The organism is Pseudomonas putida, from assembly GCF_001941965.1.
GTDB lineage: Bacteria > Pseudomonadota > Gammaproteobacteria > Pseudomonadales > Pseudomonadaceae > Aquipseudomonas > Aquipseudomonas putida_L.
This window is the reverse complement of record NZ_MKZO01000033.1, coordinates 34,070-55,754: the sequence shown is the minus strand read 5'-3', so window position 1 is coordinate 55,754 and position 21,685 is coordinate 34,070. Positions and strand designations below refer to the sequence as shown.

Genomic DNA, 21,685 nt, shown 5'->3' with positions numbered 1-21,685 from the left:
GCCTTGGACACGTATCTGGTTGTCGGCGGTGCCGGCATTGTCGGGCGCTTTATCGCCGGCCTGCTGGCCGATGCCGGTCATGCCCCGATCATCATCGACCGCGAGCCCGCCGGGCGCGCCTTCGACCAGCGGGTGATGGATGCCCTGGCGCTGCCGGAGCAGGCGCCGGAATTGCTGGAAGCCACCACCACCCTGGTCCTGGCCTTGCCCGAGGAGGTCGCCTTGCAGGTGCTGGAGCGTTATGCCCGGGCGATGCCTTCCCTGCGCCTGCTGGTCAACACCTGTTCGGTGCAGCAGCCTTTCCAGGAGCTGGCTGCGAAGCTCCTGCCGGGGATCCCGTCGCTGGGGATCAACCCGATGTTCTCGCCGACCCTGGATTGCCGCGGTCGCCCGGTGGTGCTGTGCGAGCGGACCCCGGGCGCCGCCGGTGCGCGTTTCGCCACCTTGCTCGCCGGGCATGGCATGCGCGTGCGGCACCTGGGGCCGGAAGCCCATGACCGCACCATGGCGGTGTGCCAGACCTTGCCCCATGCCGCGATCATGGCGTTCGCCTCTGCCTTGCAGCGCAGTGAGTGCGACCCCGAACTGCTCGCCGAACTGGCGCCGCCGCCGATGCAGACCCTGCTGGCCCTGGCTGCGCGGATCCTGCACAACCCGCCGCAGACCTACTGGGATATCCAGCGGCACAACCGCCATGGCGCACGCCAGCGCGAATACCTCGCCGGCGGCCTCGATCAGTTGCACCAGTTTTGCCGCCAGGACTCGGCGGAGGCCTTCGCCGCCGAGCTCGATGCGCTGCGCCACTGGTTCGGCCCCGGTGTGGCCGGACACAGCCGCACCTGCACGCGGCTTTTCAATCTGTTGAACACGTCTCAAGGAGAGATTCACGATGCACGAAGCGGCAAGCCCTCTGTTCTCGATGATCCGGGATCGCGCCAAGGGGGCGGCGTTGTTGGTGATCATGCTGCCGGTCCTGCTGGTGACCATCGATAACACCATCCTCAACTTCGCCCTGCCGCGCATTGCCGCGGCGCTGAACCCCACCGCCGCTGCGCAACTGTGGATGATCGATGCCTACTCGCTGGTGCTGGCCGGATTGCTGGTGACCATGGGCAGCAGCGGCGATCACTTTGGCCATCGCCGGCTACTGTTCATCGGCTGTGGCGGTTTCGCGGTGATCTCGCTGTTGCTGGCGCTGTCCCAGCAGGCCTGGCAACTGATTGCCGGACGGGCGCTGCTCGGGGTGTTCGGGGCGATGATCCTGCCGGCGACCCTGGCCCTGATCAGCAGTGCTTTCCAGGACCGGGAGGAGCGGCGTATCGCCGTGGCGGTCTGGGCTACCTGCCTGACCCTGGGTTCGGCATTGGGGCCTTTGCTCGGCGGGGTGCTGTTGCAGTTCTTCGACTGGCCGTCGGTGTTCCTGGTGGCCTTGCCGTTCCTGTTGCCGGTATTGCTGCTGGCGCCTTCGATCACGGAAACCGAGCGCCACGGTGAAGGCCGCACCGACTTCGCCAGCATCCTCCTCAGCCTGGCGGCGATGACCGGGGTGATGCTCGGCCTCAAGCATGCCGCTACCACCGGCCTCGATGCCCAGGCGGTGCTATGTCTGCTGGCGGGGGGCGCCTGGGGGATGCTGTTCGTGCGCCGGCAACTGCAACTGGACCAGCCGCTGCTGGACCTGCGCCTGTTTCGGCGGCCGGCGTTCAGCGTGTCGATCCTGGTCAACCTGGTCAGCCTGGGCTTGCTGATCGGCTTCATCTTCTTTGCCACCCAGTTGCTGCAACTGGTGTTCGGCCTGTCGCCGCTGGCGGCCTGCCTGGTCCTGGTGCCGGGGCAGGCGCTGGCAATCATGGCCGGGATGGCCGTGGTGCCGGTAGCGCAGCGGGTCGCCCCGAACCGCTTGATCGCCTTCTGCCTGCTGGGGGCGGCGGCGGCCTTTGCGCTGATGGCGCTGGTGGAGGCCACGGTGCTGAGCCTGGGCATCGCCTTCCTGCTGCTGAATGTCAGCGTGGCGGCGATCACCAGCGTGTCCAATGACCTGGTGCTGGGCAGCGTGCCGGCGGACCGGGTCGGCAGTGCCTCGTCGGTGAGCGAAACGGCGTACGAGGTGGGGGTGGTGCTGGGGACGACCCTGATTGGCGGGGCGGTGGCGGCGGTGTATCGGTTGTCGCTGGAGGTGCCGGAGGGTGTTTCCACGACAACGCTGGCCGCGGCCTACGCGGTGGAGGGGCTGGCGCCGGCGGCGGGGTTGGCGTTCCGGGAAGGAGTGACGGTGACCAGCGCGGTGGTGGCGGTGGTGGTTGTGGCGTTTGCGCTGGTGGTGATGCGGGGGTTGCGGGTCAGGTAGGGATTGTTGTCGATGCTGATGGCCCTATCGCTGGCAAGCCAGCTCCCACAAGGTCCTGCACCGCTCTGGAGGGCAGCGGTGAACCTGTGGGAGCTGGCTTGCCAGCGATGAGGCCATCAGTAGCACCACAACTTTTGGATCAGCTGAGCAGCCCCTGCAACGTCGCCAGATCATCCGCTTCCTCCACGGGCTTGTCCTGTCGCCAGCGCAGCATCCGGGGAAAACGCACGGCAATCCCGCTCTTGTGCCGCTTCGACAGGGCAATCCCCTCGAACGCCAGCTCGAACACCATGCTCGGCGTCACGCTGCGCACCGGCCCGAACGTCTCCAGGGTGGTCTTGCGGATCACCCCGTCGACACTGCGCATCTCGGCATCGCTCAACCCGGAATAGGCCTTGGCGAAGGGCACCAGGCTGCGCTCCGCCGACCCGGCCGGGGCATCCCAGACCGCGAAGGTGTAGTCGCTGTACAGGCTGGCCCGCCGCCCATGCCCGCGCTGGGCATAGATCAGCACTGCATCCACGGTGAAGGGATCGATCTTCCACTTCCACCACACCCCCATGTCCTTGGTCCGCCCCACGCCATACAGCGCATCCCGGGCCTTGAGCATCAGGCCTTCGACACCCAGGCTGCGCGACGCCTCCCGTTGCCGGGCAAGGTCCGCCCAGTCGTCAGCCTCCAGCACGGGGGACAGTTGCAACACCGCAGCCGGGTAGTCGTTCACCACCTGCTCCAGTTGCTGGCGCCGCTCCCGTTGCGGCCGGCTGCGCCAGTCCTCGCCCTGCCATTCGAGCAGGTCATAGGCCAGCAAGACCACCGGAGCATCGGCCAGTAGCTTCTTGCCCAGGGTCTTGCGCCCGATGCGCTGTTGCAACACGGCGAAGGGTTGCACGGCGATGCCCTCGGTATCGGGCTTCCACACCACGATCTCGCCATCCAGTACCGTGCCGTCCGGCAGGCCGGCGGCCAGGGCATGTAGCTCGGGAAAACGCTCGGTGACCAATTCCTCACCCCGCGACCAGATCCACAACTGTCCATCACGCTTGACCAGTTGTGCGCGAATCCCGTCCCACTTCCATTCCGCCTGCCAGTCGCTGACCGGGCCCAGCAGGGCGTCGAACTGTTCCGGCGGCTGTTGCAGGGCATGGGCGAGAAAGAACGGGTAGGGCTGGCCGCCACGCTGGGCATGTTCCTCGGCGCTGGGCGGGGCGATCAGCGCCAGGTAGCCGCCGGGCGTGGGGCGGTGACGCAGATCGGTGTAGCCGACCAGACGCTGCGCCACCTGCTTGGCATCCAGGTCAGCCAGTTGCGCCAGGGCCCGGGTCACCAGGAGCTTCGACACGCCGACACGGAAGCTGCCGGTGATCAGCTTCATGCACACCAGCAGGCTGTTGCGGTCCAGTTGCGCCCACAGCGGCGGCAACTGCTCGGCCAGGACTTCAGGGGCAAGGCCGCGCAGGGGCAGCAGTTGCTCTTCGACCCAGTACGCCAGACCGGCATCGCTGCTGTGCTCGCTTTCCGGCAAGAGCAGGGAAAAGGTCTCGGCCAGATCGCCCACGGCCTGGTAACTCTCCTCGAACAGCCACTCCGGCAAGCCTGACAGGCGCACCGCCAGTTCCCGCAGCAGGCGGGTGGGCACCAGTTGCCGGGGGCGCCCGCCGGAGAGGAAATACACCGCCCAGGCAGCGTCCGCGGCGGGAGCCTGGCTGAAGTAGTCCTGCAGCGCCTGCAGCTTGGCGTTGCTGGACGTGGTGGCGTCGAGACGCAGGTAGAGCTCGGCGAAGGCTTTCATGCGTTGCCCTCGCTGCTGGGGGTGTCATCTTCCTCGCCGTATTCGGTAACGAAGCCGCGGGCGTCCAGACCCAGCTCCTTGAGATAGCGCACCAGCACCTGGACCGAGCCGTGGGTGACCATCACCCGCTCGGCGCCGGTCTGCTCGATGGCCCAGAGCAGGCCGGGCCAGTCGGCGTGGTCGGAGAGCACGAAGCCCCGGTCCACACCCCGACGCCGCCGCGTACCGCGCAAGCGCATCCAGCCGCTGGCGAAGGCATCGCTGTAGTCGCCGAAGCGGCGCATCCAGCTGCTGCCGCCAGCGGAGGGCGGGGCGATGATCAGGGCCTGGCGCAGGAGTGGGTCGTTGCGCGGGATATCGCCGGCGTAGCGGGTTTCCGGAATACGCACGCCGGCTTCGCGGTAGACCCGGTTCAGCGGTTCCACCGAGCCATGGGCGAGGATCGGGCCGAGGCTGGCGTCGATACCGTGGAGGATGCGCTGGGCTTTGCCGAAGGCGTAGGAGAACAGCACGCTGGCTTTGCCATTGGCCTGGTTGTCGCGCCACCAGGCGTTGATCTGCTGGAAGATCTCGGCCTGGGGTTGCCAGCGATAGATCGGCAGGCCAAAGGTGGATTCGGTGATGAAGGTGTGGCAGCGCACCGGCTCGAACGGAGCGCAGGTGCCGTCGGGTTCGACCTTGTAGTCACCGGAGGCGACCCAGACTTCGCCCTGGTATTCGAGGCGGACCTGGGCCGAGCCGAGGACATGGCCGGCGGGGTGGAAGCTGAGGGTGACGCCGTGGTGCTGCAGTGGCTGGCCGTAGGGCAGGGTCTGCAGGTTGATGTCCGCGCCGAGGCGGCTGCGCAGGATGCCGGCACCGGGTTCGGCGCAGAGGTAATGCTGGTTGCCGGGGCGGGAATGGTCACCGTGGCCGTGGGTGATGACGGCACGGTCCACCGGGCGCCAGGGGTCGATGTAGAAGTCGCCGGGTGGGCAGTAGAGGCCTTCGGGGCGGGCGATGACAAGGTCCATGGCGAGGGCCGGGGTGGAGGGCTTGTATCGGTAGAGCGGTGACCGGCTTGGGAAGTTCTTTGTTTTTGAGGGCCTCATCGCTGGCAAGCCAGCTCCCACAGGTTCAGCGGCGCCGCGGACACTGTGGGAGCTGGCTTGCCAGCGATAGGGCCCTCAAGAGCACATCAGATCATTTGCCAGGCACCAGGGTCAGCCGCTTGCTGCCAAACACCCGCTCATAATTCTGCCCCTGCAACGGCACGCTCTGGTACTGCCCGCGGAACCAGCCGTCCAGCCCGTTGAACTGCGGGCTCGCCGGGTTCCCCGATTGCCCGCTGCTGGTCAGCAACTGCAACGGCTCGACCTGGCCGAAGTCCACCACCATGCGCACCGACGACGGCAGCGAGGCCTTGAAGTCCTGGCCCCAGGCGTAGCCCGACGGGTTCAGGGTGCTGTGGTCGCCGCCCGTGGCCTGGGCCCGGCGCTCGATGCTGTCGCCAATGCCGAACAGGTTCGCCACCGGCCACTGGTACTGATGCAACCGCCCCCACTGCCAACTGCGGCGGTCCGCACCCATCTGCCGTTCTCCCTCGGTGACGGCGGCTGCAAGGCTGCGGGCGAGGATCGCCGGCTTGTCTTCCTTCGCCGGCGTATTGCGGTCATCCCAGAACGGGCTGTCGTCACGCCCCAGCAGGTGATCGGCCTGGGCCGAATACGAGAACCGCGCATTGGCGACGAACGCCTGCCAGGCTGCACCTGATTCCGGACCCAGCTCGTCGAGGAAGGTGGCCTTGGTGCTTTCCTGCAGGAACAGTTCGTAGATCGCCGCATCGGTGGAGGTCTGGCTGAGACGTCCGTCGAACGCCATCAGCCGGGTGTAGGCCTCGCGGGCCTTGGCCTTCTGCTCCGCTGGCAGCGCCTCGATGGCCTGCTTCAGCGGCTGGGCCATGCCCGGCGCTTCGAACATGGCCTTGAGCCTGGTGGCGAACAGGGTGGTCTGGTCGTTCTGCATGGCGATCAGGCTGCGCCCGTCATGCTTGCCGTTGCCAGCCAGTTGCGCCAGGCGTTCGGCGCGCTCGGGGTAGGACCAACTGCTGGACAGCTGCATGCCATAGCCCTTGGGCGCGCTGCGCTGGTTGGCGGTACCGAGCCAGCCCTGCATCGGGTCCTGGTCGTAGGGGTGCAGCATCGGGTCGGCGTAACCGTCCCAGTCGTAGCGGCTTTCCCAGCCCGGCGACGGCACCAGGCCCAGGCCTTCACGGCGGTTCGGGTAACGCCCGGTGACCTGCCAGCCAATGTTGCTGGCATCGGCGAAGACCATGTTCAGCGCCGCCGCGCCGATTTCCCGGCTGGCTTCGGAAGCCCGCTCGACATTGCGCGCACGGGTCAGGTCGAACAGCGCGTCGAGGCTTTTGTCGCCCTTGAGATCCGGCAGCTTCAGGGCCAGGCCGAGACCGCCCTGGGCGCCGGTGAGCAAGGCACCGTGGCCGGTTTCGTAGACCACTTCGCGCAGCGGGCTGCGGCCCTTGATGATGTAGGTTTCGTTGCGTGCCCGCGCCGGCTGCCAGCGACCGTCCACTTCATAGCTGAGCTGGCTGCCCTGGCGACGCAGCTTTTCCAGGTACAGGTCCTGGTTGTCACCCATCACCGCGCTGCTGCTCCAGGCCAGCGCACCGTTGAAGCCGGACAGTACGAACGGCAGGCCCGGCAGGGTGAAGCCGGCCGCCTGGTACTTGCTGGTGCGGATCTGCACCGGGCTCAGCACCCAGGCGCCCTGGCTGTCGGCCGCCAGCAGGCTCTTGCCGCTGCGGCTGCGCTGCGGGGCGATGGCCCAGTTGGCCGAGTTGCCGCCGCCAAGCACATTGAAGACCGCCAGTTGCGCGCTGACCGCCGTCACCGAGGCCAGGCCGGGCAACTGGCTGGCGAGGTTGAGGCCCTTGAGCTTGTCGGCCTCGGCTGCGGCCAGTGGCTCGTCCGGGTAGACCGGCAGCAGCCAGGCGAGTTTGTCGGCGCCGGCTTTCTGCGCCAGGGTCAGGGCCGCCAGTTCTTCCTGCAGGTTCACCGACTGGCTGAAGCTGTACAGGGCAAAGACCAGCGCCGAATCCTCGGCCTTCCAGTATTCCGGACGGTAGCCGGCGATCGGCGCCGGCAGTTTCTCGCGGTAGCGGAACAGGTAGGCGTTGACGCCCCGGGCATACACCTCGAAGAAGCGCTTCACCCGCGGCGAGGCATCGGCGTAGAGCTGGTTGGCGCTCTGGCGCAGGTTGGCCGCACGCATGAAGCGGTCAGCGTCCAGGGCATCGGCGCCGGCCATTTCCGCCAGGCGTCCCTGGGCCAGCAGGCGCATGGCCAGCATCTGCCCGATGCGGTCCGAGGCGTGCACGTAGCCGAGGCTGAACAGGGCGTCATGGAAGGAGCTGCTTTCGATCAGCGCTAGGCCCTGGGCGCTGCGCCGCACCGACACGTTGTTCGCCAGGCCCTTGAGCGGCTGCACGCCGACGGTGGGCGGCACGCTGTCGCGGACATTGCCCATCTGGCAACCGCCGAGGCTCAGCAGGCCGAGCGCGGCCGCAGCGACGCCGAAGCGCAGACGTGAAAGGGGAAAGGCTGGCGAGGCCATGGCGAAGCTCCTGCAGGGGATGGCAACTGGAAAGGCGCTACGTTAGTGAGCGCGCCAGCGCCGTGCAAGGAGGGGCGCGGGCTTTATTTTCAAAGCCGCGCGCCGGCCGCGGGGGCTTATTTCTGTGGCGGGTTGATCTTCTCGACCAGGGCGTAGGCGCGCTGGGTCGCCGGACGCGCCTGAATACGCTCGAACCAGGCCTTCAGGTGCGGGAAATCGTCAAGATTCTGCTCCTGCCACTTGTGCGAAACGATCCACGGATAGATCGCCATATCGGCAATGCTGTAGGCCTCCCCGGCGACGAACGGTCGGTCGCCCAGGCGCTTGTTCAGTACGCCATAGAGGCGCGCGGTCTCGTCGACGTAGCGCTTGATCGCGTAGGGGATCTTTTCCGGGGCGAAGCGGTTGAAATGGTGGTTCTGCCCGGCCATCGGGCCAAGGCCGCCCATCTGCCAGAACAGCCATTGCAGGACTTCCTGGCGGCCGCGCAGGTCTTGCGGGATGAACTGGCCGGTCTTTTCGGCGAGGTACAGCAGGATGGCCCCGGATTCGAACAGCGACAGCGGCTGGCCGTCCGCCGTGTCGTTGTCGACGATGGCCGGGATGCGGTTGTTGGGGGCGATCTTCAGGAAGTCGGCGGCGAACTGTTCGCCCTTGCCGATATTGATGGGGTGGATCCGGTAGGGAAGGCCGGTCTCCTCAAGGAACAGGCTGATCTTGTGGCCGTTGGGGGTGGTCCAGTAATACAGATCGATCATGAGGCGCTCCGTCGGTCGGCTGCGCTCCAGCGCAGCGGTGGGCGTCATGGATACCACAAAGCCCGACCGCTGTTACAGACTGAAATACTCAGGCACCGTGGCACTTCTTGAATTTCTTGTCGCTGCCGCACGGGCAAGGATCGTTACGGCCGACGTCCTTCAGGGCGTTGCGCACCGGCTCCTGGTGGCCGTGGTTGCAGTGCGGGCCGTGCACGTGGCCATGATCGTGGTGATGGTCATGGTCGTGATCATGGTTGCAGTCAGGACCGTGAACGTGGGGTTGCTGGCTCATTGCGGGTTACTCCGGAAAAAAATCGCCGGGGATTATCTCACCACTGCGGCGCAAGTGCAGGTCGCGGGCGAAGAATAATCCGGTGCGCAGGGTGCCCTCGAGGCGGTAGTGCAGGGGCGTGTGCTGGCGCAGCATCTTCGCCACCGGCTTGGCGTGCTTCCACAGGTTGGTGCGCACCTCGACCTGGACCACCCGGCTGCCGTTGGCATCGACCCGCAGCCACTGGCCGTCGTCGCCCTCGGCCAGCAGCAGGTCGTTGAGGCGCACTACATAGCTCAGGCCGCGAACCTGCAAGGTGCTGTCGTTGGGGTTGTCGATGCGCAGGTGGAGGATGAAGTGCTGTTGCAGCAGGCGCGCGCGCACGGTTTCCACCTGGACCAGGTGTACCTCGGGCTCGCGGAAATCGCTATCGAACCAGCTGGCGCAGCCACCCAGGTTCAGCAACAGGCCGAACAGGAGCAGGCGCGCCAGCGTCGCCACGGTCAGCTACCGACGTAGCTGGAGCAGCATTTCTTGAATTTCTGCCCGCTGGCGCAGGGGCAGGCGTCATTGCGCCCGGCCTTGAGGCCCACTGTCGGGTCGATGAAGTACCAGCGCCCCTGGTTCTGCACGAAGGCCGAACGCTCGCGGTGGCTGTGTTCGCCGTCGAGATCATGCCAGCGTGCGGTGAAGGTGACGAAGGCGTGTTCGGGCTGGCCGCCGAAGACTTCCGCCGCTTCCACCTCCAGGCCCAGCCAGGTGCTTTGCGCGCTCCACGCGGCGATGGCGGCGCGATCGAGTCCGGCCTGCTGCACCGGCAGGGTGGTGGTCACCAGGTAGTCGACCAGGCCCAGCACATAGGCGCTGTAGCGCGAGCGCATCAGGGCCTGGGCGTCGGGGGCCGGATGGCCGGCGTGATAATGCCCGCAGCAGGCGTCCAGCAGGTTGCCGCTGCCGCAGGGACAAACCGAAACGCTCATCGTGTCACCACCAGTACTTGCCGAAGTTTTGCGGGTTGGCCCAGAACTTGGCGTTCAGCCAGTCCGGGACCTGCTTGTAGTCGCGCACGTCGTAGGTGAACAGGTCGAGCACCTGCTCGTCACGCTGGAAGCGCTCGGTGGCCTGTAGCGCCAGGGAATAGAAATCCCGATCCCCCCAGTCGCTGGCCTTCTTGTCCGCCAGCACGGCGATGCGACTGGCGTTGAGATTGCGGATGCCACCCAGCAGTTGCAGGCCGTCACGTTTTTCCAGGTGTTCCAGGCAGTCCACCAACAGGGCCAGGTCGTAACGCTTGGCGGCCAGGTCAGCGGGCAGCGGGCCGGGTGCGGCGACGTCGATGCTGGCCTGGGGATGTGCTGCGGCAAAGGCGTCCAGCGCAGGGAAACGCGCGCCGACCAGCAGCAGGCTGTGCGGTGCGTAATGTTCCAGCAGCGCCGCCAGGGCCTGTTGCGGTGTGCGCGAAGAAAAGCTCTCGGTCATCGAAGATCCTCGTTTGATCCGCCAAGCCTAGCGGGCAAAGGCCTTCGCGTCATGGCTTATTGCTGGCGGAGATGGTTTCGGCGGTCTTTACTCCGAGAGCAGCGGTACCCCAATGCATTTTCCCTATGGAGAAGCAATAGATGAGCATAGTTCGCACAGCTTTACCTCTGGTTCTGCTAACCAGCGTATTGACTGGTTGTGCAGGTCTGCAAAAGACCGACTGGCCGAAATGCGCGGCTGTCGGTGGTGTTGGCGGTGCCGCCCTGGGCGCTATCGAGAGCAGCAGTTGGGCCGGCTGGGGCGCCCTGGTGGGTGGCTCGATGGCGGCGGCCTACTGCTGGGCGCATGGCGACGGCGATGAAGACGGCGATGGCGTGCCGGACAGCCGCGACAAGTGCCCGGGCACGCCGCGCGGCACCCCGGTCGATGCCACCGGTTGCCCGCTGGCACCGCCTGCGCCACCTGTGGTCGAGGAAGTGGTGGTGGTGAAAGAGGAAACCATCGTGATCCGCGATGTCCACTTCGCCTTCGACTCCGACAAGCTGACCGCCGCCGACAAGTCGCGCCTCAATACCATCGCCGAGCGCCTGCGCGCGGAAAAAGAAGGCGTGCGCCTGACCGTGACCGGGCATACCGACAGCGTCGGCTCCGATGCCTACAACCAGAAACTCTCGGACAAGCGTGCGCGCTCGGTAGTCGCCTATCTGGTGGAAAGCGGCGTGCCGCAGGGGTACTTCATCAGCGTCAGCGGTGCGGGTGAAAGCCAGCCGGTCGCCGACAACAAGACAGCGGACGGCCGCGCCATGAACCGTCGTACCGAAATCAAGATCCAGCGTTGATGCCTCGCGGCCCGTGGCTTGCCCCTTCGCTTGAGAAGTGCCACGGGCCGGTCTTTACTCCTGTGTGCTGGTAATAGCCGGTAACACAGGAGGCATTTCCCCATGACCGCACTTACCAAGGCCGCGCTCCCGCTGTTGCTGGCAGCCGGCCTGCTCTCAGGATGTGCAACCCACAGCGACGGCAGTTCGCCGCTCAACCAACGCACCTGGCCGATCTGCAGCCTGCTCGGCGGGCTGGTCGGTGGCGGCCTTGGCGCCATCGAAAGCTCGGCCTGGGCCGGTGGTGGCGCGGCGGCCGGTGCCATCGCTGGCGGGTTGATCTGCTTTGCCCAGGATGGCGACCAGGACGGTGATGGGGTCTTCGACCGCCGCGACCGCTGCCCGGATACGCCGGCCAACACGCCGGTGGGCAACAACGGTTGCCCGCTGCCGCAGTATCCGCCTTCGCAGAAAGCCGCCGAGCCGGAGCCGGTCGCCGAGGTCATCACCCTCAGCGACCAAGGCAATGTGCTGTTCGCCTTCGACTCCGCCGAGCTGACCCCGGCGGCCCAGCAGCAGTTGCAAGGGTTGGTGGACAAGCTGAGCAGTCCGCAGGTGTTGACGATCCGCGTCGTCGGGCACACCGACAGCAAGGGTACCGATGCCTATAACCAGGGGCTGTCCGAGCGGCGTGCTGGCAGCGTGGCCACGTATCTGATCAACAAGGGTATTTCGCCGCAGAAGCTCAGCAGCATGGGCCGTGGCGAAAGCGAGCCGGTGGCCGACAACGAAACCGACGAAGGGCGGGCGCAGAATCGCCGGGTCGAGTTGCATCTGAATTGATCCGGCAACCCTGGCGGTCTGCCTGCGGGCGGGCCGCCCCGGCTTGAGGAGACTGACGGATGAAAAAACTGCTGGGCCTGTTCAAGGTCCTGACCGTGCTGTTCTGGTGGGTAGTGCTGGCCAATCTGCTGATGCCGGCGGAGAAACCTTTCCATCAACTGATCAACCTGGCGGGCGTGGCCTTGCTGGGCTTGCACCTGCTGGAAGTGCTGTTCTATAACGGTCGCCTGCGCGAGCGCAGCCACCGCTGGTTCGACCGGTTGCAGATCCTGCTGGTGGGCATCTTCCATATCCTTTCCATTCCTGCCCCACCCAAGGATGTACCGCATGCGTAAGCTGTTGCTGTTGACCGTGATGTTCAGCCCGTTGGCCCTGGCCGATTCCCTGAGCGTGGAGCCGCATACGGTGTTGCGTCTGGCAGGCAAGGCCAGCAGCGTCCACCTGGAGCGTGTCGAGGTGGCTGATTCGGCGACATTGATTCTTCCGCCCAGCCTGGTGGAACTGAAGATCGATCAACTGCAATTGGGGCGGGATGCGCGGATTTCCGTGGTACCGGCCGAGGATGGCCTGCGTATCGACGTGGCCCGGGCCGATTTGGCCGAAGGCAGCCTGATTACCGCGACCGGCATGGCCGGCACCTGGGAGCGGGCCGCCAAACCGGGGCGCAACCTGGACCTGCGTTTGCAGCAGTTGCAGGCACCGCAGCTGTCCATCGACGCCCGGGGTGGCACCGGGGCGCCGGGCTATGCCGGCCTCGACGGCGGCAATGGCCAGGCCGGAGGCTGCACCTGGGGTTCGGCCAGCCGTGGGGCGAACGGTGACAACGGTGGCGATGGCCACAACGGTTCGGCCGGTGGCCGGGTGCGCCTGGCGCTGCCGGCGGATTATCCGGCGGAGCAGATCAAGGTCCGGCTTGAAGGTGGTGCGCCAGGCAAGGCGGGTGCACCGGGCAAGGCCGGGCAGGGCGGGGCGAGCAAGGGCTGCCTGGTGTATCGCACCGAAGCCGGGGCCGATGGCCGGCCGGGGCTGGAAGGGCAGCCGGGGATGGCGGGGGCGGCTGGCGAGTTGAGTGTTCAGCGCCTCTGAATCTTCTTTGTTCTTCAGGGCCTCATCGCTGGCAAGCCAGTTCCCACAGGTCTAGCGGTGCACGCGGACCCTGTGGGAGCTGGCTTGCCAGCGATGAGGCCCTCAAAGTCAGAACGAAAGCCGGGTCGCTGCCACCATTACCACGGCAATCCCCAGCAGCAGATTGATCCCCACCATCTTGCGGATCCGCCCCAATACTCCTGCCCCCGCCGCCCAGTCCCCAGCCTCCACCGCCTTGCGCATCTCCGGCAGCAACAGGCTCTGGATGCGCATGAACAGCGCGAACATGGCGATCCCGCCGCCGATCATCACCTGCACATGCCGCGGCGCGGTGTCGAGGGTGCCGAAGTGCATATGCAACATCCCGACACCACTTACCACCAGGACCAGGATCGCGATCCACACCCAGTGGAAGAACCGGGAAAACACTTCCAGCCACAATTGCAGGCGGGCCGGGCCTTCGAGCACCGTGGCAGCCGCCGGGCGCAGAACCATCCAGGCGAAGAACATGCCGCCGACCCAGACCAGGGCGGCCAGTACATGCAGGCTATAAGGCAGGGCGAAGGCGGTCATCGGGCACTCCATTCAGCGCAAAGGGAAATTGGCGGGTATGATAGCCGCCTCATTCGAAACACTGAAAATATATCCAGCCTTTTGCTGGCGCCCGAGACCATGATCAGCAACGAACTCAAGTCCCAGATTCAGGGCGCCTACTCGCGTTTTCTCGAAGCCAAGAGCCTCAAGCCGCGCTATGGCCAGCGCCTGATGATTGCCGAAGTGGCCAAGGTCCTTGGCGATATCGAATGCGATGAAGAAGGCCGGCGCAGCGGCGACCCGGCCGTGGTCGCGGTGGAAGCCGGTACCGGTACCGGCAAGACCGTGGCCTACAGCCTCGCCTCGATTCCCGCGGCCAAGGCCGCCGGCAAGCGCCTGGTGATCGCCACCGCCACCGTCGCCCTGCAGGAGCAGATCGTCTTCAAGGACCTGCCCGACCTGATGCGCAACAGCGGCCTGAACTTCAGCTTCGCCCTGGCCAAGGGGCGCGGCCGCTACCTGTGCCTGTCCAAGCTCGACCTGCTGCTCCAGGAAGGCCACGCGCAAAGCGCCACGGCCCAGCTGTTCGAGGAAGAAGGCTTCAGGATCGAGGTCGATGAAGCCAGCCAGAAGTTGTTCAACAGCATGATCGAGAAGCTCGCCGGCAACCGCTGGGATGGCGACCGCGACAGTTGGCCCACCGCCCTGGAAGACCAGGACTGGGCACGGGTGACCACCGACCACAGCCAGTGCACCGGGCGCCACTGCCCGAACTTCGGCCAGTGCACCTTCTACAAGGCCCGTGAAGGCATGGGCAAGGTCGACGTGATCGTCACCAACCACGACATGGTCCTGGCCGACCTGGCCCTGGGCGGCGGTGCGGTGCTGCCGGATCCGCGCGACACCATGTATGTGTTCGACGAAGGCCATCACCTGCCGGACAAGGCCATCGGCCACTTCGCTCACTACAGCCGCCTGCGTTCCACCGCCGACTGGCTGGAGCAGACCGCGAAGAACCTGACCAAGCTGCTGGCGCAGAACCCGTTGCCGGGTGACCTGGGCAAGTACATCGAGCAGGTCCCGGAGCTGGCCCGGGAGATCAAGAACCACCAGCAATTCATGTTCGCCGCCTGTGAGCAGGTTGCCGACTTCCGCCCCGGCGAAGACGCCGAGGGCCGTGAACGCCCGCGCTACCGCTTTATCGGCGGCGTGGTCCCGGAGCATATCCGCGAGATCGGCATCGAGCTGAAGAAGGGCTTCGCCCGGCTCAACGACCTGTTCACCCGCCTGGCCGACCTGCTCAAGGAAGGCATGGACGGCGAGGTCAATATCGGCATTCCGAGCCACCAGGCCGAGGAGTGGTACCCGCTGTTCGGCACCCTGGTGACCCGCGCCGGCAGCAACTGGGAGCTGTGGACCGCGTTCACTGCCGAAGATCCGGAAGACAGCCCGCCCATGGCGCGCTGGCTGACCCTGGCGGAAAGTGGTGCGCTGTTCGACATCGAGGTCAATGCCAGCCCGATCCTTGCGGCCGAGATGCTGCGACGCAACCTGTGGAACGTGGCCCATGGCGCGCTGGTGACCTCCGCGACCCTGACCGCGCTGGGCACCTTCGACCGCTTCCGCATGCGCTCCGGCCTGCCCAAGGCGGCAGTTACCGCAGTGGTGCCGAGTCCGTTCCACCATACCGACGCCGGCGTGCTGCGGGTTCCCGACCTGCGTGCCGACCCGCGGGATGCGGCCGCTCATACCGCCGCGATCATTCGCGACCTGCCGGAACTGGTGGAAGGTTCGCGGGGTTCGCTGGTGCTGTTCTCCTCGCGCAAGCAGATGCAGGACGTGTTCGACGGCCTGGATCGTGACTGGCGCCGGCAGGTGTTCATCCAGGGCAACCTGTCCAAGCAGGAGACCTTGAACAAGCACAAGGCGCGGGTCGATGACGGCGAGTCCAGCGTGCTCTTCGGCCTGGCCAGTTTCGCCGAGGGCGTGGACTTGCCCGGGGCGTACTGCGAGCACGTGGTGATCGCCAAGATCCCCTTCGCCGTGCCGGATGATCCGGTGGAGGCGGCGCTGGCCGAGTGGATCGAGGCGCGGGGTGGCAATCCGTTCATGGAAATCTCCGTGCCGGATGCGTCCTTGAAGCTGATCCAGGCCTGCGGGCGTCTGCTGCGTACCGAGCAGGATCGCGGGACCATCACCCTGCTCGATCGTCGGGTGGTCACCCAGCGCTACGGGAAGGCTATCCTCAATGCGCTGCCGCCGTTCCGTCGGGAAATTTCGTAGTTCTTGAGGGCCTCATCGCTGGCAAGCCAGCTCCCACAGGGATCGCGTGCACCGCAAAACCTGTGGGAGCTGGCTTGCCAGCGATGAGGCCATCAGCCTTCATACAAATCTTTTGCAGTTGCCGCTGTCTATCACCGGAACCAAGGCCCCTTAAAAGGCCCTCAAGGAGAACTCCAGCCCCATGTTGCGCCGTACCCTGCCCACCGCCCTCCTGCTGTTGCTCAGCCAGCCCCTGCTGGCCGCGCAACAGACGCTGTTCAACTTCGTGCGCCCGACCTCGGTGGTCACCGTGGCGACCGAGGATGCCAGCCTGCCGCACTACAACGCGGAGCAGACGGCCGAAGGCGAGGTGCTGCGGCGGGTGGTGTTCAACCCGGTACAGCGTCCCAACCTGCGCATGAGTCCGCAGACCGGCGTCTGGGACTGGTCCGCGCAGAAGACCCTGACCCTGCGCCTGCAAAGCGGCATGGACTGGGCCCTGACCCTCAACGTGACGATCCAGAGCGCCGACGGCAAGACCCTCACCAGCCGCATCGATCTGCCCGCCGGCCCGGCGCAGACCGTGGTCATCCCGTTGACCGCCAGCTCGCCACTGAGCCAGGGCATGCGCGCCGGCCCGCCGATGCCCTGGACCTTCGAAGGCCAGCGCCTGGTGGTCGCCAGCAGCAGCGGCGAGCTGGACCTGAGCCAGGTCAATTCGATCAGCCTGTCAATGAACCAGCCCAATGTCGCCCAGAGCGTGCTGATCGAGCGGATCAACGTGCAGGACGAAGAACGCCTGCAACAGGCGGCGTACAGCCAGCTGATCGACGGCTACGGCCAGTACAGCCGTGGCCGCTGGCCGGAGAAGGTCGGCAGCGACGAACAACTCAAGGCCTCGGCTGGCAAGGAACAGCAACAGCTCAAGACCTGGCTCGTCGAGCGCCAGAAGCAGCCGCTGGACCGCTTCGGCGGCTGGACCGGCGGGCAGACCTTCGATGCCAAAGGCTTCTTCCGTACAGTGAAGCGCGATGGCCGCTGGTATCTGGTGACCCCGGAAGGCCATCCGTTCTATTCCCTTGGCGTCAACGCGGTCAATGACGAACCGGGACGTACCTACGTCGCCGGCCGCGAAGCCATGTTCAGCGACCTGCCGAAAGCCGACTCGCCACTGGCGGCCTTCTACGGTGAAGGCAACAACAACGACGGCAATGCCTCGTCGAAAGGCCGCAACTTCAACCAGGGCCGCTGGTTCGACTTCTACGCTGCCAACCTCGAGCGGGCCTACGGCAAGCCCTGCCCGGCACCGACCGAGGAAGCCAGGCCCTGCCCGCCGGCCGTTCTCGACAGCGCCCGCTGGCAGACCCACACCCTCGACCGCCTGCAAGCCTGGGGTTTCAACACCCTCGGCAACTGGAGCGAACCGAGCCTGGAGCAGGCCGAACGCGTGCCTTATACCTTGCCGCTGGCGATCGTCGGCGACTACGCCAGTATCAGCACCGGCATGGATTGGTGGGGCTCGATGCCCGACCCGTTCGACCCGCGTTTCGCCATGGCCACCGAGCGTGCCGTGGCCATCGCCGCCCGGGATCACCATGACGATCCGTTCCTGATCGGCTACTTCGCCGACAACGAACTGGCCTGGGCCGCACCTGGCGACGATCCGAAAGCCCGCTACGGCCTGGCCTACGGCACCCTGCGCCTGACCACCGACGTCCCGGCGAAGCGCGCCTTCCTCAAGCAACTGCGCGACAAATACCGTAACCAGGAAGGCCTGTCCAAGGCCTGGGGCATCCAGCTGACCGCCTGGGAGCTGATGGAAGACCCGGGCTTCGAGCCGCCGTTGCCGAGCCCTGAGCACCCGGAGATCGAGGAAGACTTCAAGCACTTCCAGCGTTCGTTTGCCGATGCCTACTTCAAGACCATCTCCGATGCACTGAAATGGCATGCGCCGAACCACCTGCTGCTCGGTGGCCGCTTTGCCGTGACCACCCCGGAAGCGGTGGCGGCCTGTGCCCAGTACTGTGATGTGCTGAGCTTCAACTTCTACACGCCCAAGCCGCAGGATGGCTACGACTTCGCCCGTTTGCGCGAGCTGGACAAGCCGGTGCTGGTGTCCGAGTTCCACTTCGGCTCCCGCGACCGCGGGCCGTTCTGGCCGGGGCCGATGGAAGTGGCGCGGGAGGAGGACCGTGGTCCGGCCTACGCGGCGTTCCTCAAGGCGGCGCTGGACGAACCGTCGATCGTCGGCGTGCACTGGTTCCAGTTCTTCGACCAGCCGGCCAGCGGGCGTTTGCTGGATGGCGAGAATGGTCATTTCGGCCTGGTGGGGATTACCGATGTGCCGTACCAGGGCTTTATCGAGCAGGCGCGCAAGGCCAATCTGCAGGTCGAGAAGCTGATCGTGGGTGTGGCGCACAAGCCTGAGGCCGAGCCCGCCAAGTAGCACACAACCCCTGTGGGAGCTGGCTTGCCAGCGATGAGGCCGGCAATGACAAAGATGTTGTCAGGCCTGGCCCTATCGCTGGCAAGCCAGCTCCCACAGGGTTCAGCGTTGCCTACATGAATAGTGGTCATTGTCCGACCCACGTCTGTTCCAAAATCCTTCGCGGGCTGAAACAATGCACGCCACTTTTCAGACAGGCCGCAGGGGAGTCACCGGGTGCAGATCCAGGGTCATTTCGAACTCAAGTTCGAGGCAGTACGCGAGGCCTTTGCGGCACTTTTCGATGATTCCCAGGAACGCGGCGCCGCCCTGTGCATCCAGGTCGGCGGCGAGACGGTGGTCGACCTTTGGGCCGGCACCGCCGACAAGGACGGCCAGGAGATCTGGCACAGCGATACCATCGCCAACCTGTTCTCCTGCACCAAGACCTTCGCCGCCGTCACCGCCCTGCAACTGGTCGGCGAGGGCAAGCTGCAACTGGATGCCCCGGTAGCCCGCTACTGGCCCGAGTTCGCCCAGGCCGGCAAGGAGTCGGTGACCCTGCGCCAGCTCCTCAGCCACCGCGCCGGCCTGCCGGCGATCCGCGAACTGCTCCCCGCCGAAGCCCTGTACGACTGGCAAACCATGGTCGATACCCTGGCCGCCGAAGCACCCTGGTGGGAGCCGGGCACGGCCCACGGCTACGCGGCGATCACCTATGGCTGGCTGGTCGGCGAACTGATCCGTCGCGCCGATGGCCGTGGCCCGGGCGAGTCCATCGTTGCCCGCACCGCCAAGCCACTGGGCCTGGATTTCCATATCGGCCTGGATGATGCCGAATTCCATCGCGTCGCCCACATCGCCCGCGGCAAGGGCAACCTCGGTGACGCTGCGGCGCAGCGCCTGCTCAAGGTCACCATGACCGAGCCTCAGGCCCTGTCGACCCGCGCCTTCACCAACCCGCCAGCGATTCTCACCAGCACCAACAAGCCCGAGTGGCGGCGCATGCAGCAGCCGGCGGCCAATGGCCACGGCAATGCCCGCAGCCTGGCCGGTTTCTACGCCGGCCTGCTGGACGGCAGCCTGCTGGAATCGGAACTGCTCGACGAACTGACCCGTGAGCACAGCCTCGGCGACGATAGAACCCTGCTGACCCAGACCCGCTTCGGCCTGGGCTGCATGCTCGACCAGCCCACGGTGGCCAACGCCACCTTCGGCCTCGGCGCCCGTGCCTTCGGGCATCCGGGGGCCGGCGGCTCGGTGGGCTTTGCCGACCCGGAACATGATGTGGCCTTCGGCTTCGTCACCAACACCCTTGGCCCTTACATCCTGATGGACCCCCGTGCCCAGAAACTGGTCCGGGTGCTCGCCGACTGCCTTTGATCGGGTGCCTCTGTACGCGGAGGCTCCGTTGGCTATTCTGTGACCAGCTGTTTTCTATTTTTCCTTCATTTTCATGGTGTATCGCTGATGTCTTCACACAAAACTTTAGCTCTCGCCCTGTGCCTGGCCATCACCGGTTGCGCCCAGAACCCCCAGAAAGACACCGCGGACAGTGGCCACGGCTGGTGGCCGTTCGGTTCGGACAAGGTGGCTGACCAGGAAGTGAAGGAAGCGGTACAGGAGAAGGTCGCCAAGTCCGAGGCCAAGGCCGAAGCCAAGTCCGAGGGCGGCAGTTGGTGGTGGCCGTTCGGCGGCAGCGACGACAAGGCTGCCGACAAGGTCGCCGCTGTGCCGAAGGTCGACGTCAAGGCCACCCAGGCCTGGCTGGACAGCTATGAGCCGCGGGTGCGTGACGCCATCAAGGACAGCAAGCTGGAGCTGGAGCGCCGTGAAGACGTGCTGGTGGTGACCCTGCCGGTGGACAGCGGCTACAACCCGGACCGTCCTGCCATGCTCCTGCCGATCAGTCTTGGCCCGATCACCAAGGTCGCCAAGCTGATCGAAACCGATCCGAAAACCGCCGTGCTGATCCTCGGCCACGCCGACAGCAGCGGTGCCGCCGCCATCAACCAGAAGCTCAGCCTGGAACGCGCTGCCTCGGTCTCGGCGATCTTCCGCCTCAGCGGCCTGCAGCGTGACCGCCTGACCCTGCGCGGCATGGGCTCCGTCGCTCCGCGTGCGGCCAACGACAGCCTCCAGGGCCGGTCGCTGAACCGTCGTGTGGAAATGATCCTGACCCCGCAAGCGACCCTGGTCGCCCTGGTTGCCAAGTACCAGCAGCCGACCCCGAGCCCGGCCGAACTGGTCGCGGTGCAGGACGTCAAGCCAGCCGCCGCTGCCGCCAAGCCGGCCGCCAAACCGGCGGCCAAGGCTGCCGCCAAAGCCCCGGCCAAGGCCACCACGGCGAAGAAAGCCGCCCCGGCGAAAACCGCCGCGGCCACTAAAAAAGCGGCCCCAGCCAAACCGGCTGCGAAAAAAGCCGAGCCTGCCGCCAAGAAGGTGGCAGCCAACAACAGCCCTGCGAAGACCAACTGATCCTCAAGGAACGCTGTAGATGACCCAGACACTGGCAGATATGCGCCGTGACTACACCCGTGACGGCCTGGCCGAGGCGCAAGCCCCGGCCGAGCCGTTCGCCCTGTTTCACCAGTGGTTCGCCGATGCGGTGAAAACCGAGCAGGCCCCGGTGGAAGCCAACGCCATGACCCTGGCCACCGTCGATGCCGACGGCCGGCCGCATTGCCGCGTCCTGCTGCTCAAGGGCCTGGACGAGCAGGGTTTCACCTTCTTCACCAACTACGAGAGCGCCAAGGGTCAGCATTTGCTGGCCAATCCGTTCGCTGCGATGACCTTCTTCTGGCCGGCGCTGGAGCGTCAGGTGCGGATCGAAGGGCGGGTGGTGAAGGTCTCGGCGCAGGAGTCCGACGCGTATTTCCAGGTCCGCCCGCTGGGCAGCCGCCTGGGCGCCTGGGCCTCGCCGCAGAGCCGGGTGATCGCTGATCGTGGCGAACTGGAAGGTCTGCTCAAGGCCACCGAACAACGCTTCAGCGACACCCAGCCGCACTGCCCGGAGCATTGGGGCGGTTACCGCCTGCTGCCGGAGCGCATCGAGTTCTGGCAGGGCCGCGCCAGCCGCCTGCATGACCGCCTGAACTACCGCCTGGAACAGGGCGACTGGACGCGCGAGCGCCTGGCCCCTTAATTCGCGTAAGTGGCGGCCTCGCGTTCCAGCCAGGCCGCCAGTTCCTTCCTTTTGACCTTTTGCGTGCGTGCGGCGTCCAACCTTTGCAGCATGAACGCGCGCTTGCCTTCGTCCTTGCCGGCGAAGGACAGCGCGAGGTCACGGTCCGTCCAGCGTCTGATCCGAACGTACAGCCAGCCGTGGAAATACAGGCCGGCCAGGGTGGTGATGGCGATGATGAAGTAATCCATGTCTATTCTTTCCTGCAAGTCGTCTGACGGTTCAGCGTGAGTGCCGCCTGTACTGAAGCTGAATGGAAGCAATTTTATCTGTT

General features: G+C 66.0%; 21 protein-coding genes. 11 read left to right on the top strand and 10 right to left on the bottom strand.

The genetic code is table 11. The features are described from left to right. Positions 1-3 precede the first annotated feature (3 nt). Positions 4-993 (top strand): prephenate dehydrogenase dimerization domain-containing protein, encoded by a 990-nt coding sequence (locus PSEMO_RS19045; RefSeq protein WP_075804523.1) that lies wholly within the window; start codon positions 4-6, stop codon positions 991-993. Next, on the top strand, positions 890-2,347 hold the full coding sequence (locus tag PSEMO_RS19040) for an MFS transporter (protein ID WP_075804522.1): 1,458 nt from the start codon (positions 890-892) through the stop codon (positions 2,345-2,347). The genes PSEMO_RS19045 and PSEMO_RS19040 overlap by 104 nt, the downstream gene beginning before the upstream one ends. Positions 2,348-2,486: 139 nt before the next feature. On the opposite strand, the gene PSEMO_RS19035 is transcribed toward PSEMO_RS19040, so the two are convergent. The 8 genes from PSEMO_RS19035 to PSEMO_RS19000 form a co-directional block, all read right to left on the bottom strand. Beyond that, positions 2,487-4,139, bottom strand: a complete 1,653-nt coding sequence (locus PSEMO_RS19035; protein WP_075804521.1) for an ATP-dependent DNA ligase — start codon at positions 4,137-4,139, stop codon at positions 2,487-2,489. Continuing rightward, positions 4,136-5,152, bottom strand: coding sequence for a ligase-associated DNA damage response exonuclease (locus PSEMO_RS19030; RefSeq protein ID WP_075804520.1), 1,017 nt, complete (start codon positions 5,150-5,152; stop codon positions 4,136-4,138). The genes PSEMO_RS19035 and PSEMO_RS19030 overlap by 4 nt, the downstream gene beginning before the upstream one ends. A 169-nt stretch (positions 5,153-5,321) precedes the next feature. Next, on the bottom strand, positions 5,322-7,751 hold the full coding sequence (locus tag PSEMO_RS19025) for a penicillin acylase family protein (RefSeq protein ID WP_075804519.1): 2,430 nt from the start codon (positions 7,749-7,751) through the stop codon (positions 5,322-5,324). A gap of 116 nt (positions 7,752-7,867) precedes the next feature. Continuing rightward, a complete protein-coding gene (locus PSEMO_RS19020; protein WP_075804518.1) occupies positions 7,868-8,509 on the bottom strand; it encodes a glutathione binding-like protein in 642 nt (213 codons plus the stop codon). An 88-nt stretch (positions 8,510-8,597) separates the two neighbouring features. Then, positions 8,598-8,801 (bottom strand): SEC-C metal-binding domain-containing protein, encoded by a 204-nt coding sequence (locus PSEMO_RS19015; protein WP_075804517.1) that lies wholly within the window; start codon positions 8,799-8,801, stop codon positions 8,598-8,600. Between the two features lie 6 nt (positions 8,802-8,807). Next, positions 8,808-9,281 (bottom strand): LEA type 2 family protein, encoded by a 474-nt coding sequence (locus PSEMO_RS19010; protein WP_086937244.1) that lies wholly within the window; start codon positions 9,279-9,281, stop codon positions 8,808-8,810. A gap of 2 nt (positions 9,282-9,283) precedes the next feature. After that, complete coding sequence (locus PSEMO_RS19005; RefSeq protein WP_075804516.1) at positions 9,284-9,760, bottom strand: YchJ family protein; 477 nt, start codon at positions 9,758-9,760, stop codon at positions 9,284-9,286. Between the two features lie 4 nt (positions 9,761-9,764). After that, positions 9,765-10,259, bottom strand: a complete 495-nt coding sequence (locus PSEMO_RS19000) for a DUF6231 family protein (protein WP_075804515.1) — start codon at positions 10,257-10,259, stop codon at positions 9,765-9,767. Positions 10,260-10,399: 140 nt separating this feature from the next. Here PSEMO_RS19000 and PSEMO_RS18995 point away from each other — a divergent pair, with 140 nt between their 5' ends. The 4 genes from PSEMO_RS18995 to PSEMO_RS18980 all read left to right on the top strand — a co-directional run bounded on the left by PSEMO_RS18995 (position 10,400) and on the right by PSEMO_RS18980 (position 13,006). Then, positions 10,400-11,098 (top strand): OmpA family protein, encoded by a 699-nt coding sequence (locus PSEMO_RS18995; protein WP_075804514.1) that lies wholly within the window; start codon positions 10,400-10,402, stop codon positions 11,096-11,098. Between the two features lie 102 nt (positions 11,099-11,200). Continuing rightward, positions 11,201-11,920, top strand: a complete 720-nt coding sequence (locus PSEMO_RS18990; RefSeq protein ID WP_075804513.1) for an OmpA family protein — start codon at positions 11,201-11,203, stop codon at positions 11,918-11,920. A gap of 59 nt (positions 11,921-11,979) precedes the next feature. Beyond that, positions 11,980-12,255: a DUF1145 domain-containing protein gene (locus PSEMO_RS18985; protein WP_075804512.1), complete on the top strand. Its 276-nt coding sequence runs from the start codon at positions 11,980-11,982 to the stop codon at positions 12,253-12,255. Continuing rightward, positions 12,248-13,006 carry a collagen-like triple helix repeat-containing protein gene (locus PSEMO_RS18980; protein ID WP_075804511.1) on the top strand — a complete coding sequence of 253 codons (759 nt, stop codon included), beginning with the start codon at positions 12,248-12,250 and terminating at the stop codon, positions 13,004-13,006. Before PSEMO_RS18985 ends, PSEMO_RS18980 begins: the two co-directional genes overlap by 8 nt. Positions 13,007-13,114: 108 nt before the next feature. On the opposite strand, the gene PSEMO_RS18975 is transcribed toward PSEMO_RS18980, so the two are convergent. Beyond that, the gene (locus PSEMO_RS18975; RefSeq protein ID WP_075804510.1) at positions 13,115-13,579 is read right to left on the bottom strand and encodes a CopD family protein; all 465 of its coding nucleotides are present in this window, start codon (positions 13,577-13,579) and stop codon (positions 13,115-13,117) included. Between the two features lie 99 nt (positions 13,580-13,678). On the opposite strand from PSEMO_RS18975, the gene dinG reads away from it, so the two are divergent. From dinG to pdxH, 5 genes are all read left to right on the top strand, one after another. Then, complete coding sequence (gene dinG / locus PSEMO_RS18970; protein WP_075804509.1) at positions 13,679-15,823, top strand: ATP-dependent DNA helicase DinG; 2,145 nt, start codon at positions 13,679-13,681, stop codon at positions 15,821-15,823. Positions 15,824-16,004: 181 nt separating this feature from the next. Continuing rightward, positions 16,005-18,248: a beta-galactosidase gene (locus PSEMO_RS18965; protein ID WP_075804508.1), complete on the top strand. Its 2,244-nt coding sequence runs from the start codon at positions 16,005-16,007 to the stop codon at positions 18,246-18,248. 216 nt (positions 18,249-18,464) lie between these two features. Then, positions 18,465-19,610 carry a serine hydrolase domain-containing protein gene (locus PSEMO_RS18960; RefSeq protein ID WP_075804507.1) on the top strand — a complete coding sequence of 382 codons (1,146 nt, stop codon included), beginning with the start codon at positions 18,465-18,467 and terminating at the stop codon, positions 19,608-19,610. An 87-nt stretch (positions 19,611-19,697) separates the two neighbouring features. After that, positions 19,698-20,705 (top strand): OmpA family protein, encoded by a 1,008-nt coding sequence (locus tag PSEMO_RS18955; RefSeq protein ID WP_075804506.1) that lies wholly within the window; start codon positions 19,698-19,700, stop codon positions 20,703-20,705. Positions 20,706-20,724: 19 nt separating this feature from the next. Further along, entirely contained in the window at positions 20,725-21,372 is a 648-nt protein-coding gene (pdxH, locus tag PSEMO_RS18950) for a pyridoxamine 5'-phosphate oxidase (RefSeq protein ID WP_075804505.1), read from the top strand. Here the strand turns inward: pdxH and PSEMO_RS18945 are convergent. Next, a complete protein-coding gene (locus PSEMO_RS18945) occupies positions 21,369-21,602 on the bottom strand; it encodes a hypothetical protein (protein WP_075804504.1) in 234 nt (77 codons plus the stop codon). The two genes, pdxH and PSEMO_RS18945, sit on opposite strands and share 4 nt — an antisense overlap. Positions 21,603-21,685: the final 83 nt, after the last annotated feature.

What these genes read in the sequence shown, in the direction of transcription:
- PSEMO_RS18965 (WP_075804508.1), top strand. Translation starts at nt 16,005, where the DNA reads ATGTTGCGCCGTACCCTGCCCACCGCCCTCCTGCTGTTGCTCAGCCAG.
- dinG (WP_075804509.1), top strand. Translation starts at nt 13,679, where the DNA reads ATGATCAGCAACGAACTCAAGTCCCAGATTCAGGGCGCCTACTCGCGT.
- PSEMO_RS18990 (WP_075804513.1), top strand. Translation starts at nt 11,201, where the DNA reads ATGACCGCACTTACCAAGGCCGCGCTCCCGCTGTTGCTGGCAGCCGGC.
- PSEMO_RS18995 (WP_075804514.1), top strand. Translation starts at nt 10,400, where the DNA reads ATGAGCATAGTTCGCACAGCTTTACCTCTGGTTCTGCTAACCAGCGTA.
- PSEMO_RS18985 (WP_075804512.1), top strand. Translation starts at nt 11,980, where the DNA reads ATGAAAAAACTGCTGGGCCTGTTCAAGGTCCTGACCGTGCTGTTCTGG.
- PSEMO_RS18975 (WP_075804510.1), bottom strand. Translation starts at nt 13,579, where the DNA reads ATGACCGCCTTCGCCCTGCCTTATAGCCTGCATGTACTGGCCGCCCTG.
- PSEMO_RS19030 (WP_075804520.1), bottom strand. Translation starts at nt 5,152, where the DNA reads ATGGACCTTGTCATCGCCCGCCCCGAAGGCCTCTACTGCCCACCCGGC.
- PSEMO_RS18955 (WP_075804506.1), top strand. Translation starts at nt 19,698, where the DNA reads ATGTCTTCACACAAAACTTTAGCTCTCGCCCTGTGCCTGGCCATCACC.
- PSEMO_RS19000 (WP_075804515.1), bottom strand. Translation starts at nt 10,259, where the DNA reads ATGACCGAGAGCTTTTCTTCGCGCACACCGCAACAGGCCCTGGCGGCG.
- PSEMO_RS19035 (WP_075804521.1), bottom strand. Translation starts at nt 4,139, where the DNA reads ATGAAAGCCTTCGCCGAGCTCTACCTGCGTCTCGACGCCACCACGTCC.
- PSEMO_RS19040 (WP_075804522.1), top strand. Translation starts at nt 890, where the DNA reads ATGCACGAAGCGGCAAGCCCTCTGTTCTCGATGATCCGGGATCGCGCC.
- PSEMO_RS19020 (WP_075804518.1), bottom strand. Translation starts at nt 8,509, where the DNA reads ATGATCGATCTGTATTACTGGACCACCCCCAACGGCCACAAGATCAGC.
- PSEMO_RS19005 (WP_075804516.1), bottom strand. Translation starts at nt 9,760, where the DNA reads ATGAGCGTTTCGGTTTGTCCCTGCGGCAGCGGCAACCTGCTGGACGCC.
- PSEMO_RS18980 (WP_075804511.1), top strand. Translation starts at nt 12,248, where the DNA reads ATGCGTAAGCTGTTGCTGTTGACCGTGATGTTCAGCCCGTTGGCCCTG.
- PSEMO_RS19025 (WP_075804519.1), bottom strand. Translation starts at nt 7,751, where the DNA reads ATGGCCTCGCCAGCCTTTCCCCTTTCACGTCTGCGCTTCGGCGTCGCT.
- PSEMO_RS18945 (WP_075804504.1), bottom strand. Translation starts at nt 21,602, where the DNA reads ATGGATTACTTCATCATCGCCATCACCACCCTGGCCGGCCTGTATTTC.
- pdxH (WP_075804505.1), top strand. Translation starts at nt 20,725, where the DNA reads ATGACCCAGACACTGGCAGATATGCGCCGTGACTACACCCGTGACGGC.
- PSEMO_RS19015 (WP_075804517.1), bottom strand. Translation starts at nt 8,801, where the DNA reads ATGAGCCAGCAACCCCACGTTCACGGTCCTGACTGCAACCATGATCAC.